Annotated in this window: 15 protein-coding genes; 10 read left to right on the forward strand and 5 right to left on the reverse strand. The window is 60.7% G+C overall.

Annotated features, from left to right (window positions below; genetic code table 11):
• Positions 1-79: 79 nt before the first annotated feature.
• From glmS to M2103_RS05800, 3 genes are all read left to right on the forward strand, one after another.
• The gene (gene glmS / locus M2103_RS05790) at positions 80-1,942 is read left to right on the forward strand and encodes a glutamine--fructose-6-phosphate transaminase (isomerizing) (protein WP_277509341.1); all 1,863 of its coding nucleotides are present in this window, start codon (positions 80-82) and stop codon (positions 1,940-1,942) included.
• A 118-nt stretch (positions 1,943-2,060) separates the two neighbouring features.
• Positions 2,061-3,275: a DUF1015 domain-containing protein gene (locus M2103_RS05795; protein ID WP_277509342.1), complete on the forward strand. Its 1,215-nt coding sequence runs from the start codon at positions 2,061-2,063 to the stop codon at positions 3,273-3,275.
• Between the two features lie 185 nt (positions 3,276-3,460).
• On the forward strand, positions 3,461-4,033 hold the full coding sequence (locus M2103_RS05800; protein WP_277509343.1) for a queuosine precursor transporter: 573 nt from the start codon (positions 3,461-3,463) through the stop codon (positions 4,031-4,033).
• Positions 4,034-4,095: 62 nt separating this feature from the next.
• Here M2103_RS05800 and M2103_RS05805 read toward each other — a convergent pair whose 3' ends face one another.
• Positions 4,096-4,902 (reverse strand): RNA methyltransferase, encoded by an 807-nt coding sequence (locus M2103_RS05805; RefSeq protein ID WP_277509344.1) that lies wholly within the window; start codon positions 4,900-4,902, stop codon positions 4,096-4,098.
• A 133-nt stretch (positions 4,903-5,035) separates the two neighbouring features.
• Positions 5,036-5,821: an SDR family oxidoreductase gene (locus tag M2103_RS05810; protein WP_277509345.1), complete on the reverse strand. Its 786-nt coding sequence runs from the start codon at positions 5,819-5,821 to the stop codon at positions 5,036-5,038.
• A gap of 176 nt (positions 5,822-5,997) precedes the next feature.
• Between M2103_RS05810 and nth the strand changes: the two genes are divergently transcribed.
• Positions 5,998-6,675, forward strand: a complete 678-nt coding sequence (nth, locus tag M2103_RS05815; RefSeq protein WP_277509346.1) for an endonuclease III — start codon at positions 5,998-6,000, stop codon at positions 6,673-6,675.
• Positions 6,676-6,751: 76 nt separating this feature from the next.
• Here nth and M2103_RS05820 read toward each other — a convergent pair whose 3' ends face one another.
• On the reverse strand, positions 6,752-8,182 hold the full coding sequence (locus tag M2103_RS05820; protein WP_277509347.1) for an MFS transporter: 1,431 nt from the start codon (positions 8,180-8,182) through the stop codon (positions 6,752-6,754).
• A 263-nt stretch (positions 8,183-8,445) separates the two neighbouring features.
• Here M2103_RS05820 and M2103_RS05825 point away from each other — a divergent pair, with 263 nt between their 5' ends.
• The 4 genes from M2103_RS05825 to M2103_RS05840 all read left to right on the forward strand — a co-directional run bounded on the left by M2103_RS05825 (position 8,446) and on the right by M2103_RS05840 (position 12,657).
• Positions 8,446-9,585, forward strand: coding sequence for an NAD(P) transhydrogenase subunit alpha (locus M2103_RS05825; protein WP_277509348.1), 1,140 nt, complete (start codon positions 8,446-8,448; stop codon positions 9,583-9,585).
• A gap of 397 nt (positions 9,586-9,982) precedes the next feature.
• The gene (locus M2103_RS05830) at positions 9,983-10,267 is read left to right on the forward strand and encodes an NAD(P) transhydrogenase subunit alpha (protein ID WP_108825619.1); all 285 of its coding nucleotides are present in this window, start codon (positions 9,983-9,985) and stop codon (positions 10,265-10,267) included.
• A gap of 3 nt (positions 10,268-10,270) precedes the next feature.
• Positions 10,271-11,686, forward strand: a complete 1,416-nt coding sequence (locus tag M2103_RS05835) for an NAD(P)(+) transhydrogenase (Re/Si-specific) subunit beta (RefSeq protein ID WP_277509349.1) — start codon at positions 10,271-10,273, stop codon at positions 11,684-11,686.
• A 518-nt stretch (positions 11,687-12,204) separates the two neighbouring features.
• Positions 12,205-12,657 (forward strand): hypothetical protein, encoded by a 453-nt coding sequence (locus M2103_RS05840; protein ID WP_277509350.1) that lies wholly within the window; start codon positions 12,205-12,207, stop codon positions 12,655-12,657.
• A 168-nt stretch (positions 12,658-12,825) separates the two neighbouring features.
• On the opposite strand, the gene M2103_RS05845 is transcribed toward M2103_RS05840, so the two are convergent.
• Positions 12,826-14,052 carry a M14 family zinc carboxypeptidase gene (locus tag M2103_RS05845; protein ID WP_277509352.1) on the reverse strand — a complete coding sequence of 409 codons (1,227 nt, stop codon included), beginning with the start codon at positions 14,050-14,052 and terminating at the stop codon, positions 12,826-12,828.
• A gap of 322 nt (positions 14,053-14,374) precedes the next feature.
• On the opposite strand from M2103_RS05845, the gene M2103_RS05850 reads away from it, so the two are divergent.
• Entirely contained in the window at positions 14,375-14,812 is a 438-nt protein-coding gene (locus tag M2103_RS05850) for a family 16 glycoside hydrolase (protein WP_277509353.1), read from the forward strand.
• A complete protein-coding gene (locus M2103_RS05855; RefSeq protein WP_277509354.1) occupies positions 14,752-15,216 on the forward strand; it encodes a family 16 glycoside hydrolase in 465 nt (154 codons plus the stop codon). Before M2103_RS05850 ends, M2103_RS05855 begins: the two co-directional genes overlap by 61 nt.
• Before the next feature lie 114 nt (positions 15,217-15,330).
• Here M2103_RS05855 and M2103_RS05860 read toward each other — a convergent pair whose 3' ends face one another.
• On the reverse strand, positions 15,331-16,260 hold the full coding sequence (locus M2103_RS05860; protein WP_277509355.1) for a GNAT family N-acetyltransferase: 930 nt from the start codon (positions 16,258-16,260) through the stop codon (positions 15,331-15,333).
• Between the last annotated feature and the right edge of the window lie 104 nt (positions 16,261-16,364).

Genomic DNA, 16,364 nt, shown 5'->3' on the forward strand with positions numbered 1-16,364 from the left:
CACACTTTTCCGTCTTGTCCCTAGTTTCGCGAGTCAAAAGAAAAATAAATTCTCAACAATCAAATTTTCCTGATCCCACATGTGCGGCATCGTCGGTTACGTCGGCAAACAAAAAGCAGCGGCAATCCTCATCGAGGGCCTCAAGCGCCTCGAATATCGCGGTTACGACTCGGCGGGCATAGCGGTTCTTCAAGGCGGGCAGATCGACATCGCCAAAAAAACAGGCCGCGTCGAAAACCTCGTCAAGGAAGCCGCCCGCCACCGCTTCACCGGCACGACCGGCATCGGCCACACGCGCTGGGCCACGCACGGCGGCGTCACCGACGCCAACGCCCACCCGCACGCCAGCAGCGACGGCAAGTTCGCGCTCATCCACAACGGCGTCATCGAAAACTACGCCGGCATGAAGAAATTTCTCGTCGGCAAGGGTTACGCGTTTTCGTCCGAAACCGACACCGAGGCGCTCTGCAATCTCATCGCCTACCACTATGCCAAGGAACCCGAGCCCGCGCCCGATTCCGGCAAAAGCCGTTTCTTCGAGAGCGTGCGCCGCGCGCTCATGCACGTCGAGGGCACCTACGGCATCGCCGCGCTCTGCACAGATTGCCCGGGCGAAATCGTCGCCGCGCGCAAGGCCTCGCCGCTCGTCCTCGGCGTCGGCGACCAGGAATACATCCTCGCCAGCGATGTCGCCGCGCTCGTCAGCCGCACGCAAAACGTCGTCTATCTCAAGGACGGCGAGCTCCTGCACATCACGCCGAAGGAGTTTTCCATCATCACGCAAAACGAGGAGGACGTTGACCCCGTCGTGGACACCGTGAGCTGGAACATCGAGGCCGCCTCGCTCGGCGATTACAAACACTACATGGAAAAGGAAATTTTCGAGCAGCCCGCCGCGCTCGAAAACTCCATGCGAGGCCGCTTCTCGGAGGACGGCAGCACGGCCAATTTCGGCGGCCTCAACCTCACCGCCGCCGAGCTCCGCCAGGTTGACCGCATCGTCTTCCTCGGCTGCGGCACCGCGTGGCACGCCTGCCTCGTCGCCGAGCACCTCATCGAGCGCTTCGCGCGCCTGCCCGTCGAAGTCGATTACGCATCGGAGTTCCGCTACCGCAACACCCCGCTCGACCGCAACACGCTCTTCTTTGTCCTCAGCCAGTCCGGCGAGACAATCGACACCCTCGGCGCGCTCCGCGAGGCCAAGCGCAAAGGCTACAAGGTGCTCGCGATCAACAACACCGTCGGCTCCAGCATCGCGCGCGAATCCGACGGCGGCATTTACCAGCACGTCGGCCCCGAAATCGGCGTCGCCTCCACAAAAGCCTTCACCTCGCAAATCCTCATCGGCGCCATGCTCGCGCTCTACATCGCCCGCATGAGAGACATGAGCTACAACGACGGCCTCGCCTACGCGCAGGCGATCAAGTCCGCGCCCGACCTCGTGCGCCGCGTGCTCGAAACACAAGCCGCTCACATCCGCGACATCGCCAAACGCTACGCGCACTACCAGGACATGCTCTTCCTCGGGCGCCTCTCGCTCTTCCCCATCGCGCTCGAGGGCGCGCTCAAGCTGAAGGAGATTTCCTACATCCACGCCGAGGGCTACCCCGCCGCCGAAATGAAGCACGGCCCCATCGCGCTCGTCAGCGAAAAATGCCCCGCCGTCTTCTTCGCGCCCAAGGGGGAAATCTTCAACAAACTCGTTTCATCGATCCAGGAAATCAAGGCCCGCAAAGGCAAAACCATCGTCATCACAACCGAAGGCTGCGAGTTCCCGCCCGGTGTCGCCGACGAAATCATCCACCTGCCCGACTGCCACGAAGCCATCCTCCCGGTCATCGCCACGATCCCCGTCCAACTCCTCAGCTACCACATCGCCCTCGAACGCGGCTGCGACGTGGACAAGCCGCGCAACCTCGCCAAATCGGTGACGGTGGAGTGAGCCTGTCCCGCAAAGCACAACCGCGCCGTGTGCACGCGCTCGCTTGACGCACGCGCCGGGCGGCCCCACCCTTCACGGTTTTTCATTCCACAATCCAAATCCGCATTCCGCATTTTTTATGAGAATCCGCGCCTTCAAAGGTCTCGTTCCTAAACCCGAACTCGTCGCCGAGGTGGCCTGTGTGCCCTACGACGTCGTCAATACAACCGAGGCCGCCGCGCTCGCCGCCGGCAAGCCCCTCAGCCTGCTGCACGTTGACCGCGCCGAAATCGCCTTCCCCGCCGGCACCGACATTTACAGCGACCAGGTTTACGCCAAGGCGCTCGAAATGTTCCAGAAGCTCCAAGGCGAGGGCGCGCTCGTCCGCGAAACGGAGCCGTGCATTTACGTTTACCAGCAGCAAATGGGCGAGCACGTGCAGCGCGGCATCGTCGCGCTCACCAACGTCGAGGATTACGACGCCGAGCTGATCAAGAAGCACGAAAAAACGCGCAAGGACAAGGAGGACGACCGCACGCGCCTCATCGACACCATCAGCGCCAACACCGGCCCCGTGTTCCTCACCTACCGCGACGCCCCCGCCGTGACCGCGCTCGTCAACGCCAAGACCGCGGAAAAACCGCTCCACGACTTCACCGCGCCCGACGGCATTCGCCACACGTTTTGGCGCGTGGCCGGCGGCGCCGAGTGGATCGCCGCGTTTGGCGCCGTGCCCGTCACCTACATCGCCGACGGACACCACCGAGCCGCCTCCGCCGCGCGCGTCGCCCGCCTCCGCCGCTCGCGCAACGCGCAACACAACGGCGCCGAGGACTACAACTGGTTCCTCGCCGTGCTCTTCCCCGCGAGCGAACTGAAAATCCTCCCCTACAACCGCATCGTCGCCGACCTCAACGGCCACACACCCGAGGCGTTTCTCGCCAGTGTGAAAAACATTTTCGGACTCGAGGAAAACGCAAACCCGTCGCCCGACGCCGTTGGCCGCGTGAGCATGTATCTCGGCGGAAAATGGTATGGACTCCGCTGCTCCGCCGACGCGAACGCCGGCCCCGTTGACCGGCTCGACGTGAGCGTGCTGCAAAACAAACTCCTCGCGCCGCTCCTCGGCATCGACGACCCGCGAACAAGCAAGCGCATCGACTTCGTCGGCGGCATCCGCGGCACGGACGAGCTCGTGAAGCGCGTTGACGCCGACGGCGGCGTGGCCTTCTCGATGTATCCGACCACCGTGGAGCAACTCATGGACATCGCCGACGCCGGCGAAATCATGCCGCCCAAGAGCACCTGGTTCGAACCCAAACTCCGCTCCGGCCTCGCAATCCACACGTTTTGAAGAAAAAGCCTGAAAACCTGAAGGTCTGAAGGCTGAAATAACCAGAAAGCCAGAGGCCAGAGTGCCAGAAGACAGAATCTAAAGGCCGCCACCTTCAGCCCTTCAGCCCTTCAGTCCTTCAGACCTTCAGACCTTCAGCCTTTCCCTCCACGCGGTTTCAACCACCCGCTATAACAAAATTGAACATGAACAATAATCCAACTGATGCCGCCGAGGGCGGCTTTTCGTGGCGGCGCATCGTGCTGCCGGTGCTGAGCATGGCGTTTGTCGTCACGCTCTCGAACATACTCGTGCAGTATCCGATAAACGACTGGCTGACCTACGGCGCGTTTTCGTATCCGCTCACATATCTTGTGACCGACGTGTGCAACCGCTGGGCGGGTCCGTCGCTCGCGCGCCGCGTGGCGTGGGTCGGCTTTGTGTGCGGCGTGGCGTTTTCGCTGCTTGCGCAAGTGCAATGGCGCGTGGCGGTGGCGTCGGGCGCGGCGTTCATCGTGTCGCAACTGCTCGACATCGCGGTGTTCAACCAGCTGCGCAAAAAAACATGGTGGAAAGCGCCGCTGCTCGGTTCGTGCGTGGCGTCCTTCATCGACACTCTGATCTTTTTCGCCATCGCCTTCGCGGGCACCGGCCTGCCGTGGATCACACTTGGAGCGGGCGATCTGTGCATGAAACTCGCCATGGCCCTCGTGCTCCTCGCGCCCTTCCGCGCAATAATCGGCGCGATGGGCTTGATGCCCCGCCAGACGACAAGGTAGCACAGACATTCCTGTCTGTGCAAAGCGGCGCACGATTCACGGCACAGACAAGAATGTCTGTGCTACCTCCGCTGCCGCACCGCCTCGAACAGCGTGATGATTGTCGCCATCGCCACGTTCAGCGAATCGGCCTGGCCGGCCATCGGGATGCGCACGCGCGCATCGCTTTCCGCCAGCCAAAAATCGCTCAAGCCGTATTGCTCGCTGCCCATGATGATTGCGAGCGGGCCTCGTAAGTCGGCTTCATAGTGCAGCCCGGTCGCCGACGGAGTCGTGGCCACAGCGCGAATGCCGCGCTCGCGCAACCACGCGCGCACCGGCTGGCTCTCCGCAATGACCACGGGCACCGAAAACAAAACGCCCGTCGATGAACGAACGACGTTTGGATTAAAAATATCCGTCACCGGATCGCACACGATCACCGCGTCGATCCCCGCCGCGTCCGCGCTGCGCAAAATTGTGCCGAGGTTGCCCGGCTTTTCAATCGCCTCGACGACCAGCAAAAACGGCGCGGCCTTGCCCTTCAAAATCGGTTCGAGCGATTCAAGCGTGTTGTGCCATTGCGGGGCGACGGCGAGCAAACCGTCCGGACGCTCGCGATACGCGACCTTGGCAAACGCGTCCTTCGAGAGCTCGACAACCTGCGCGCCGGCCGCGCGCGCCTGCTCGATGAGCGCGGGTTCGTTTTCGCCGAGGAACCAATCGGGCGAAAAATACAATTCGGAGAGCATTATGTTCTTTTCGAGCGCGCGCCGGATTTGCCGGTAGCCCTCGATGAGAAACGCGCCCGCCTCGTCGCGCGGACGCCGGTCGCGCATGCGCACGAGCTGCTTTACGCGCGGGTTCTGAAGGCTGGTGATTCGTTCCATCTTTTTGAAATGCGGATTTCGGAATGCGGATTGCGGAATGGCAAGCAAGCAATCGTGTTCATTCGCGCTACAAAACTAAAAAAAGCGCGGACCTAAAAAAGTCCGCGCCTTTTTCCAAATGGATCGGAGAAACTCAAATCGTCATCGCATGGTAACCGCCATCGACGATGATTTCGGCTCCGGTGATGAATTTGCCCGCGTCGCTTGCCATGAGGAGCGTGGCGCCGACCAGTTCGTTGGCCTCGCCGAAGCGCTTCATCGGCGTGTGGCCCATGATCGAGGCGATGCGGTCGGGCGTGAGCACCTTGCGGTTTTGCTCGGCGGGGAAAAAGCCGGGGACGAGGATGTTGACGCGGACGTTTTTCTCGGCCCATTCGCGCGCGAGATTTTTGGAGAGGTTGTGCACCGCCGCCTTCGAGGCCGAGTAGGTGAACACACGAGAAAGCGGAATCACGCCGGACATCGAGCCGAGGTTGATGATCGAGCCGCCTTCGCCGCGCTCGACGAGGTATTTGCCGAAAATCTGGCAGCCGAGAAACACGCCCTTGAGGTTGATGTTCATGATGCGATCAAACTCGTCCTCGGGAATTTCGAGATAGGGCGTGGCGGAGTTCACACCCGCGCCGTTGACGACGATATCGACCTTGCCGGAACGCTGGAGGACGGTGGCGAGCAAATCCTCGATGGCTTTTTTGCTGCTCGCCTCGGCGGCGACAAAATACCCCTTGCCGCCGGCGTCGGTGATTTTTGCGAGACGGGCCTTGGCTTTTTCCTCGTTGCGCCCGACGAGGACGACCTCGGCGCCCGCGCCGGCGAGGCCCTCGGCCATCGCGCCGCAAAGTTCGCCCGTGCCGCCGATCACGACGGCGACCTTGCCGTTAAGGTTGAAGAGGGAATCGAGATATTGGGCTGAGGGCATGGCGATTTTTTTGGTTGGGTTGGGTGTTTGTTTTAGCTCCTGAAAGCCAGAAGAATGCCATGCCGCGGAACGCAAGGCAAGGCGCAAGAGTCTCGTGTCCGATTTTTCAACAACGCTCCCTTTCCCCGCGGTTTTTTCTCTCGCGATGCGCCCCGCCTGGGGTTCTCGTAACAGCCATGCCGGGCAAATCTTCCTCGATCAAAACCAGGGCGGCGCGCGCCGCTTACGTTGATAAAAGGCTGGCCGCGCTTTATCCCGAGACGCCGATTCCGCTCAAGCACGACGATGCGTTCACGCTGCTCGTGGCGGTTGTGCTGTCCGCGCAGTGCACGGACAAGCGAGTGAACGAGGTCACGCCCGGGTTGTTCGCGCTCGCCAGGACTCCGGAGCAAATGATGCGCCTGCCTGTCGGGGAAATCGCACGGATTATCAGGCCGTGCGGGTTGACGCCGCAAAAGTCGAAGGCGCTTTCGGGTCTCTCAAAAATCATTGTCGAAAAGCACAACGGACGGGTGCCGCGCACGTTTGAGGAGCTGGAGGCGTTGCCCGGAGTGGGACACAAAACGGCGTCGGTCGTCATGGCGCAGGCGTGGGGCGTGCCGGCGTTTCCGGTGGACACGCACATACACCGCCTTGCGTTTCGCTGGGGGCTGAGCGACGGGCGAAGCGTCGTGCAAACCGAGCGGGACTTGAAAAAGCTGTTCCCTCGGGAGCATTGGAACGCACTGCATTTGCGCATGATTTATTACGGGCGCGAACACTGCACGGCGCGCGGTTGCGACGGCACGGTGTGCGAAATTTGCCGAACGCTTTTTCCGAACCGCAAAAAGGCGGTGCGGGTGAGGAGCAAGTGATGAGCCATGCGGGCGCGGAGCCGCGAATGGTTCTCCTTGGTTTTGTCTGCGCGGATTTGTTTTTCGCGGTCTTAAATCACAGGGTCATGCCGCGTTTTTTGCTCATCCTTGCGGCGATCAAAATCAAGACGCATCCCGTCATGCCAAACGGCGCCATGAAGTAGAAATACAGCCCCCAGCCCATGTGCCCCTCGGGCGGCGTCCCGAGTATAAGTTCGTGCATGCGGCTGAACGCATCGAACACCCAGCCCTTGCCGTCGAGCAGGCGTCCGAGCAGGAAGCCCGCAAGCAGGCCGCCGAAATACTGGAACGAGTCGATCACGCCCGCAGCGAAGCCCGCCATTTTTCTGCCGCCTATGTCCATCGCCGCCGCCGTGCCGAGAAGCGAGTGCGTCGAGTTGGCGGTGAAGGCGATCAGGACAAAAAACACGATGACGCCGTTGAGTGTGCTCATTTGCGCCGCCAGGATGATGATGATCGTCTCGATAAAATAAATCACCGCCGCCACGGGCGCGCGACGCCCGTTGACAAACGTGTCGGAAATGTAGCCCGAAATCAGCGAGCCCGCCGACGCCACGATCGGAATCAACGTGCCCAGCAGGAAAAAATGCGTGCTCTTCAGGTCCGTGTTGAACACCTCCTGGATGTAGCGCGGGAACCACTGGTCCACGCTCTGGCGCACGGTGCCCGTGCACGCGTAGGCGAACGCCACCAGCCAAATCACCGGATTGGTGACGATGCGGAAAAACACATCCTTGATCGTCGGGTCCTTGCCCTCCTCCGCGCCGCCGTTCGCCACGGAGTCCGGCTCCTTCAAGTCGGCGATATGATACCCCGCCTCCTCCGGCGTGGCCTTCACGACAAACGCAAACACAAGCGCGACCAGCGTCGCGATGCCCGCGGGCACCCAGAATAGCCAGCGCCAGTGCAACGGATCGACATGGAACATGCCGAAAAGCGTGAACCCCGCGAGCAGCGAGGGCCCGAGCCAGAAGATTCCCAGCCGCCCGAGATTGATCATGAACCCGAAGATGCCGGAGAACTTGCCGCGCTCGCGCTTGTTGAACCAGGTGACGTTGATCTTGATGAAACCCGGCGAACCGAACGCCTGCAAATACCCGTCGATGCCGCGCAACATGATAAACAGGCCCAGCAGTCCCCAGAACGACGCCACGCCGAAGAGGATGTTCATGATCACGGTGCCCGCCGCGCCGATAAGCATGGCGCGCTTGCCGCCGAGCTTGTCGGCGAGCAGGCCGTTGATGATCTGCCCGCACCCGTAGGCGAACATGTTCACGGTGATGATCCAGCCGATTTGCTCGTTGGAAAAGCCGAACTCCGTGGCGATCGACTTGTTCGCTATCGAAAAATTATAGCGGCACATGTAGAACGACGTGTAGAGCAGGCCGATGACGCCCCAGTTCAAGCCTCGACGCGCGCGAAACCCCTTGGGGAGCTGGCGGGAGACGTTTAACCTGTGTTCGCGTTCGAGGTTTTCGGCGTCCATAAAAATCGCCACTCACTGTGCAATAACCGCGCAAAGTTGCACGCACTATTTTCGCAACAAAAACGCGAAAAACACTCCCGTGCGGAAAAAACAGGCGGCTCACGGGGAAAAAGCGCGCCTTTTTGCGAAATCCGACGGCAAACAAATATTTCTCGAAAAACCCATTGCCACGACGCCCAAACTTCTGACATGCAACTTTTTCTTGCACGTAGCGACAAGCCAACGCTTAACGTCCACAACCTACAGACAGCAATTTTTCACCAATGCTCATCCACTGTCCCCTCGAAACGACACCAAACGAAACACGCGTCACGCTCCTGCCCGATTCGGTAAAAACGCTTGTCGCCGCCGGCCTCGCCGTCTCCCTTCCGCGCGGTTTCGGCAAAACCTGCCTCATCCCCGATTCCGATTACGAAGCCGTCGGCGCCACCATGAGCGACGACGCCGGCGCCGCCCTCGCCTCCGCGGACATCGTCCTCGGCATCGCCGCCCCCACGCCCGAGCGCATCGCGCGCCTCAAGCCCGGCTGCCTCCACCTCAGCTTCCTCGACCCCTTCAACCAGTCCGCCCTCATCCAGACGCTCGCGCAAAAAAACATCAGCGCCGTGAGCCTCGAAATGATCCCGCGCTCCACCCTCGCGCAAAAAATGGACGTGCTCAGCTCGCAAGCCAACCTCGCCGGCTACGCCGCCGTGCTCCTCGCCAGCACGCGCCTCAACAAAATCTTCCCCATGATGATGACGCCCTCCGGCACCCTCTCGCCCGCGCGCGTGTTCATCGTCGGCGTCGGCGTCGCCGGCTTGCAAGCCATCGCCACCGCCAAGCGCCTCGGCGCGCGCGTGGACGCCTTCGACACGCGCCCCGTCGTCGAGGAGCAAGTCAAGTCGCTCGGCGCCAAGTTCGTCAAAATCGACCTCGGCGACACCGGCCAGACCGCGCAAGGCTACGCCAAGGAACTCACGCCCGAGCAAATCGAAAAACAACGCGCCGGCATGGCCAAGGTCTGCGCGCAATCCGACGTCATCATCACCACCGCCAAACTCTTCGGACGCAAATCGCCCGTCATCATCACCGACGAAATGGTGCGCGGCATGAAACCCGGCAGCGTCATCGTCGACCTCGCCGCGTCCGGCGGCGGCAACGTCGCGCTCACCAGGCCCGGCGGCGAGACCGTCACCGAAAACGGCGTCACCATCATCGGCCCCGAATGCCTGGAACGCACCCTGCCCCTCCACGCCAGCCAGATGCTCTCGGCCAACCTCACCAACTTCATCACGCACTTCTGGAACGCGAAGGAAAAACAGCTCCCCATCGACACCGCCGACTCGATCATGGGCGGCTGCCTCATCACGCACGGCGGCCAGGTCGTCCACCCGGGCTTCGCGCCCAAAACAACCGCCTGATTAACACTCGCGCTTTCCCAACGTCATCAAGGCTCCAAGTCTCTCGAAATAATACCGCCATGAGAATCCAACCTGAACACTCGCACATCCCCAACGGGGATGCATCCCTTAGCCCAGGGTTGGCGCGAGGAACTGCTTCTGGACGGAGCGGCGTTCTCCAGGACGCCGGACGCGACGAAGTCGCGCCCTGTTCAAGTGGCGAAAATCAAGGCATGGCGAGGCGCGTTGCGCCTCGTCCCGGCGTCCTGGAGAACGCCGCTCCGTTCCGCACGCGCTCTTCAATCAAAATTCTGGGATGCGCCCGTCGATCTGCCCGCAACCCCGTTGGGCTTCAAACAATGTCCCCTTCATTTCGCAAAAACTAATATTACAAAACACACGCTCATTTAACACACACATGGAAACACTACTGCTTCTCCTGTTCATCTTCACGCTCGCCGCGTTTCTGGGCTTCGAGCTGATCTCAAAAGTGCCGTCGCAATTGCACACGCCGCTCATGTCCGGTTCCAACGCCATCTCCGGCATCACCATCGTCGGCGCCATGATCGCCACCGCGCACATCGGCGGCGAGGCCGCCAAATGGATCGGCTTCGGCGCGCTCGTGCTCGCCACCATCAACGTCGTCGGCGGCTACGTCGTCACCGACCGCATGCTCGGCATGTTCAAGAAGAAGGACAAATAAGCCATGAGAGACATCGCCATCCAAATCGCCTACATCGTCTCGGCGGGCATTTTTATCATGGGCATAAAAATGCTCGGCTCCGCCACCACGGCGCGCCGCGGCAACCGCCTCTCCGCAATCGGCATGCTCCTCGCCGTCATCATCACGCTCTTCAACCAGGGCATCGTGAGCGCGGGCATCCAAGGCTACGCGTGGATCGCCGGCGGCATCGCGCTCGGCGCGCTCATCGGCGGCATCCTCGCCAAACGCGTCCAGATGACGGGCATGCCCGAAATGGTCGCCCTGCTCAACGGCTTCGGCGGACTCGCCTCGCTGCTCGTCGCCTGGGCCGAATACGCCACGCTGCCCGTGCTCGGGCTCCTCCCCGTTTCCGGCGAGATGCGCTTCACCCTCATCGTGAGCGCGCTCACCGTGATCGTCGGCGGCATCACCTTCACCGGCTCGCTCGTCGCCTACCTGAAACTCTCCGGAAAAATGTCCGGCCGCCCCTTCCTCTTCGCCGGGCAAAAGGCGATCAACTTTGTTGTCATGCTCGTGCTCGCGGCCGCCACGGTCGTGCTCGCGCTCGCCCTCAAGGACTACTCCGCCACGGCCTTCTACACGCTCATCGGCGGCGCGTTCCTGCTCGGCGTGCTCGGCGTGATTCCCATCGGTGGCGGCGACATGCCCGTCGTCATCTCGCTGCTCAACTCCCTCTCCGGCGTCGCCGCGTCCTTTGCCGGCTTCATCATCGGCAACACCGTGCTCATCGTCGCCGGCTGCCTCGTCGGCGCGAGCGGCCTCATCCTCACCGTCATCATGTGCAAGGCCATGAACCGCACGCTTGGCAACGTGCTCTTCGGCGGCTTCGGCGCGGCCTCGTCGGGCTCCGGCGGTGGCGCCGAGCAAGGCGAAATGAAAGCCGTCTCGACGGAGGACGCGTATTACATCCTCGAAGCCGCGCGCAGCGTCGTCGTGATCCCCGGCTACGGCATGGCCGTCGCGCAAGCGCAGCACGTCGTCAAGGAACTCGGCGAACTTTTGGAAAACAACGGCGCCGAAATCCGCTACGCCATCCACCCCGTCGCCGGCCGCATGCCCGGCCACATGAACGTGCTCCTCGCCGAGGCCGACGTGCCCTACGAGCAACTCGTGGAAATGGACAACATCAACCCGATCATGCCGACGGTTGACGTGGCGATTGTGATTGGCGCGAACGACGTCGTGAACCCGGCCGCCGCGACCGACCCGTCCAGCCCGATTTACGGAATGCCCATCATCAACGCGCACGAGGCGAAGACGGTTTTCGCGCTCAAGCGCGGCAAAGGCACGGGCTTCTCGGGCCTGGAAAACAAACTCTTCTTCATGCCCAACACCCGCATGATCTACGGCGACGCAAAGGCCACAGTCGCCGATCTGGTCAGCCAGATGAAGGGGTGAAGTGAATATCAAAAGATCCGAGCTACGATTTAAACCCCGCGAATATGGCTACGATGCTTCGGATCTTTTTATTTCTGACGCTGCTCATCCCCGGGTGGCAGCCTAATAGCTATGCTTACGATACCGAATTCGCTCTAGCCGCAGAGAATGCAGGAACCCGAGCGGCGGGCACAACACGGCTTGGCACTGTTCGGAATAATCCGGCTGATTGGAGATCGACGCGAGATTTGTGGGATGCGGGTGGCTACGGTGACATTCTGAGTCCTGCAAATCGTGCCGCTATAGGGAAAGGCAGGACGCCGGTTGTCGATAAGGCTTGGGTGCGGCACTTCCCCGAAGATGCAGGTCTTTTGGGTGAACGCATCCCGATGCATCATATCCAAGGAACCCCCGTCACTGTGCCATTGCCAGCAACTCGCCACTTGAACGCACATATGCCTGGTGGCTACCGTTACAACCCTGGTGGCCCGGGCGGCCAGATTCCGATTTATCCAGCACGAACTCAGTGAGTCTGAACTATGTCGTCCCAGATCACCTCCGATCATCCAAAGCAAAAACTTATCTTCTACATCGCGCAGGATTTTGGAGAAGATATCCCCCCAATCGTGCAACGAGTGGTTGGCGAGATTGCGCGTGGGCGAAACTGGCTAATTGGGCCGCCGCAGTTCATTGACGAAATCCACACATCGAACTTGGGAACATCCGTTCGAACTGTTGGAGGTGTTCTCTTGGTTTACTCTGCACTTCCTCCGTGGAAGCTGCCCATCGACACCGACAGGCAACACCTTGAGGAAGTCACATGGCTGGTTGAGGCACTGCGGCAGTTTTCTGGCGAGCACAACCTAGCCATCGAATTTGAACTCGACGGGACGTTTGTAGGCGCAGTGGAAGACGGGCGAATAGATCGAACGCTTGCCGAGGGTTTGCTTGGCGAGTGGCGCAGAGAATTAGACCAGCGAACCAACAGTTAGAGGAAGGTGAAAAAGGGCCGGGCCGAGTTTTGTTGGAAGGTGAAAAAGGGGCCGGGTCGTGTTTTGTAACTTTTTAGGAGCATGGCCGACGGACGCGAGAAAAGTCAGAAGAAAATTTTGAAGGAGGGTGAAAATGGGGACAGTGCGACGCCAAGGCCTTGCTCGGTGTCAGTGCTGGGTTTCGAGGAAGATACGGAGCGCCTTCGCCATGTCTTTTCCGAACAGGCGCGCGCGATCCGCTGTCACGGCGACGCCGTCCGTTGCGCCGATGTCCGCGGCGAGGGCGTAGGGTATCTCCAATGTCATGGCCGCGATCGTTTCGGGCAGGGTCATGAACCAGGTGTTGCATTTCACCAATGCGGGGTTCTTTGAGTTTTTGGCTATCCGGTTGTGGGATTTTTTGTAGTAGAGCGGGCTTTTTCTTTCCGCCTCAAGCAGGGAGCAATAGCGGTTCACATTGTCCGAAATCTTTTTGTTCAACTCGGCAGCCTCGGTGAAGAAGAAGATAGTTTTTCCTTTTTCGCTGGGGCAGTGCATGTCGAAGAGAACCGCGGGGCGGCCGTCGATCCATTCGGTGACTTGTTTTTTGAAGGCGCGGACGGTTGGGTGAATTTCCTTGGCGTAGTCGCGGTTGTGATCGTGGGGTTTGCGGTTCTTGCCCTGGTCGCCGTCCTCGACACCGTCCTTGTCCATGAACGGCACGATGAGGAAGTCGGCGTGTTCGCGCAGCCAGCGGCCGTCGGGGGTGTCGGAAAGGATGGTGTCAATGATGCCCTCAAGGGCGTAGCTGGCCATCGTCTCGCAGGCGTGGTGTCTTGCGGTGAGAACAACTTTGAAGCCGCGCCTTGGGTTTTGCCCGGCGATGCGGAGCAACTCGGCATTTCTGCCCTTGGTTGTTTTGCAGAGCGTGCCGATTTTTAACGCGGGGTTTGTTTTGTGTGTTTTGAGGAAGGCGTTGAGTTCCTTTTCGGTGTAATTGGGGCTGAGGCTGAAAAACACCTCCGTGTCATCCTTGCCGAATGTGTATTTGAAGGCGGAGGAGACGGCTGAGTAAGGGAGGTTGCCGGTTTTGTTGTAAAGCCACGCCCATGTTTTTCCGCCGTCCTTGCTGATCGCCGGGCCGAGGTAGCTGATGATTTTGTCGTCGAACTGGAACTCCAGCGTTTTGCCCTGCGCGCCCCGGACGCGGAACGACCAGTAGAACCATCTGCCCTTGGTGTCGCGCAAGTCCTGCCTCAGTCGCACGACGCTCTCGCCGGCATCGACGACGATGATGTTGCCGCCGGGGAAGCCGGCGTCGATTTCGACTTTTGTTTTTTCGGCTGCGGACGCGACGGCGGTGGAGCCGGCAAGCAGGACAATCGCAAGGAATGATGACAGGATGTGTTTTTTCATGGGGGTGGTTTTGTTGATTGATGCGTGCGAGCCGGGAATGAAACGGAGTGGGAAGAAAAGCCGGAAGCGCGCAACCAGACCGCCGACTATGGCAACTAACGAAAAACAGAACAACGAAACGAAGGGGGCCGCGCAAGGCCGCAAAAAGACGCCGCGCGAAACCTGGCGAGGAGCGCGCTTTTGCAAGGCCGCCTAATGACGGCCGGAATTGCAAGATAACGCTTGTGCGTGGAAATAAAAACGGGAGCATGCACGGCGCATGAATCCCCCCAAAAAACAGTGCGAAGGAAGCGCTGGCGCGCTCCAAAACAAGCATCGGATAATGCCGCGTTTCTTGACGCTTTTTTCCAGTCTTCTCCTCGCCGCGGCGTGCGGGGCCGCCAGCTCCGCCGTTGCCGGGACGGTAAAGACTAAAATCGATGTGTTCGACCTGATACGCGACGGACGGACGGAGATTCACTTGGGGCCGGCCAAAGACCTGAACGACCCGCCTTCGGAGATATTCAGGATGCGGGACGGAGCGTTGCACATCAGCGGGCGCGGCTACGGATACCTGGCAACGAAACAATCGTTCGGCGACTATCATCTTGTGGTTGAATTTAAGTGGGGGCCGAACACTTGGGGCAAACGCAAGACGCGCGCCCGCGACAACGGCATTCTCTATCATATAACGGGACCGCACGGCGCGCTGGGCAAGACGTGGCCGGCCTGCTTCGAGGCGAACATCATCCAAGGCGGCATGGGGACCTTCTGGTGCTGAATGCCAAAACGGAGGATGGCGCGAAACTTACCCACCGCGCGGACTGCGAATTCGAGTTGGATCGCGACGGGGAGAAGCGATGGAGGAAGGGGGCCCCGCGCCAAGCCGTCACCAAAGGACGGATAAATTGGGAGAAACGCGATGAGGACTGGAAGGACAGTCTCACCTTTGCGGGGAAACACGATTTGGACGCGCCTGTCGGCGGCTGGAATCGCCTGGAGGTGATCGCGAGGGGCGACACGGTGACCCACATTTTCAACGGAAAGCTGGTCAATGAAGCGTTCGCGATGTCACCGCATGCGGGCAAGGTGGGCATCCAGACGGAAGGCGCGGAGACAATCGTGCGCCGCTTCGAGCTGTGGCCGTTGGACACATTCGAGGAAAAATGGCCGCCCGCGCCGTGAACCGGCGCGTGAAGGCGTGATTCGGGATGACTGACGGATGAGAGAAGTCATGAGGCAGGGCATGCCTTGCCTTTGACGTTCGTCCATTACCGCCCCCAGCCATCGCCGCCGCCATCAGCCAGTTTCCGGCATGAACGTGGGGAAGACGATGCCTGTTTCCCGCGTATAATTTCCGAGAACCTGCGTGATGTGCAGCTCGCAGTTTTTCGCCCCGATCGCATACATCGCATCCACCAGCCGGCGGGATTCGGACGGGACAAGCCAGACCGGCGAGCAACCGCGATGGAATCCGAGCTCCCCGCGCACCAACGCCGCCGCCAGCTCCTCGTTGCGAGCCACGCCGGGGCCGAGCATATTGCTCCCGGGATCATTGACCGAGGCGAGAAAACCGCCGAGCCCGCCATCCGGCCCGACCAGCACGCTCATGTGCCAGATGCCGCCGGGATTGCGCAGAAAGAAATGATAATCCTTTTCGCGCTCAATGTGCGCGAGCTCCCTTTCGAGCGCGACGATTTGCGGGATGTCCCCGACAGTCGCGTCGCGAAAAGTCCAGCCTTGCGGCGCGGCGACATCGAAACCGGTTTCGGGAACCCTGACCGTCATGTCCTGAAAAAACCGCGTCGGCACAAACCCCGCCTTGTTGTAGAGGGAGAACGAATCGACATTGGTCGCCGCCGACACAAGCCGCACGGGCAGCCCCCGCCGCTTCGCATCGCCGATGATATGCCGGAGCATCAGTGAGGCGACGCCGTTTCCAAAAAAATCGGGATGCGTGTTCATGATGCCGAGGGCGACATGCGTGGGCCGCGGGTGAAAAAAACACACGCCCGCGATGCGGCCGGACGAGGTTTCCACGGCCATCACGCAACAGCCGGGATCGAGGTCCTCGTAAACGCGCGGAAACAGCCGCATCGTTTCCCAGCCGCCGCTCACGAGCCGGTAGCCGCGGTTCTTTTCATACCAAAGGTTGAGCGAGGCATGGATCAACCGGGCAACCTCGTCCCAATCGCCCGCCTGCATGAGTCGTGTTTCAAAAGTCGGCATGGTAATCGAAAGATCAAACTGCGGCGCATATACTTTGGGAACTTGGGCGCAAAGGAAAGCGCAAAGCCCCGCGCGGCGGGCTGGCCTCCCAGCGCAAACCCGAA

It is taken from the genome of Ereboglobus sp. PH5-5 (assembly GCF_029504805.1).
Taxonomy (GTDB): Bacteria; Verrucomicrobiota; Verrucomicrobiia; order Opitutales; family Opitutaceae; genus Ereboglobus.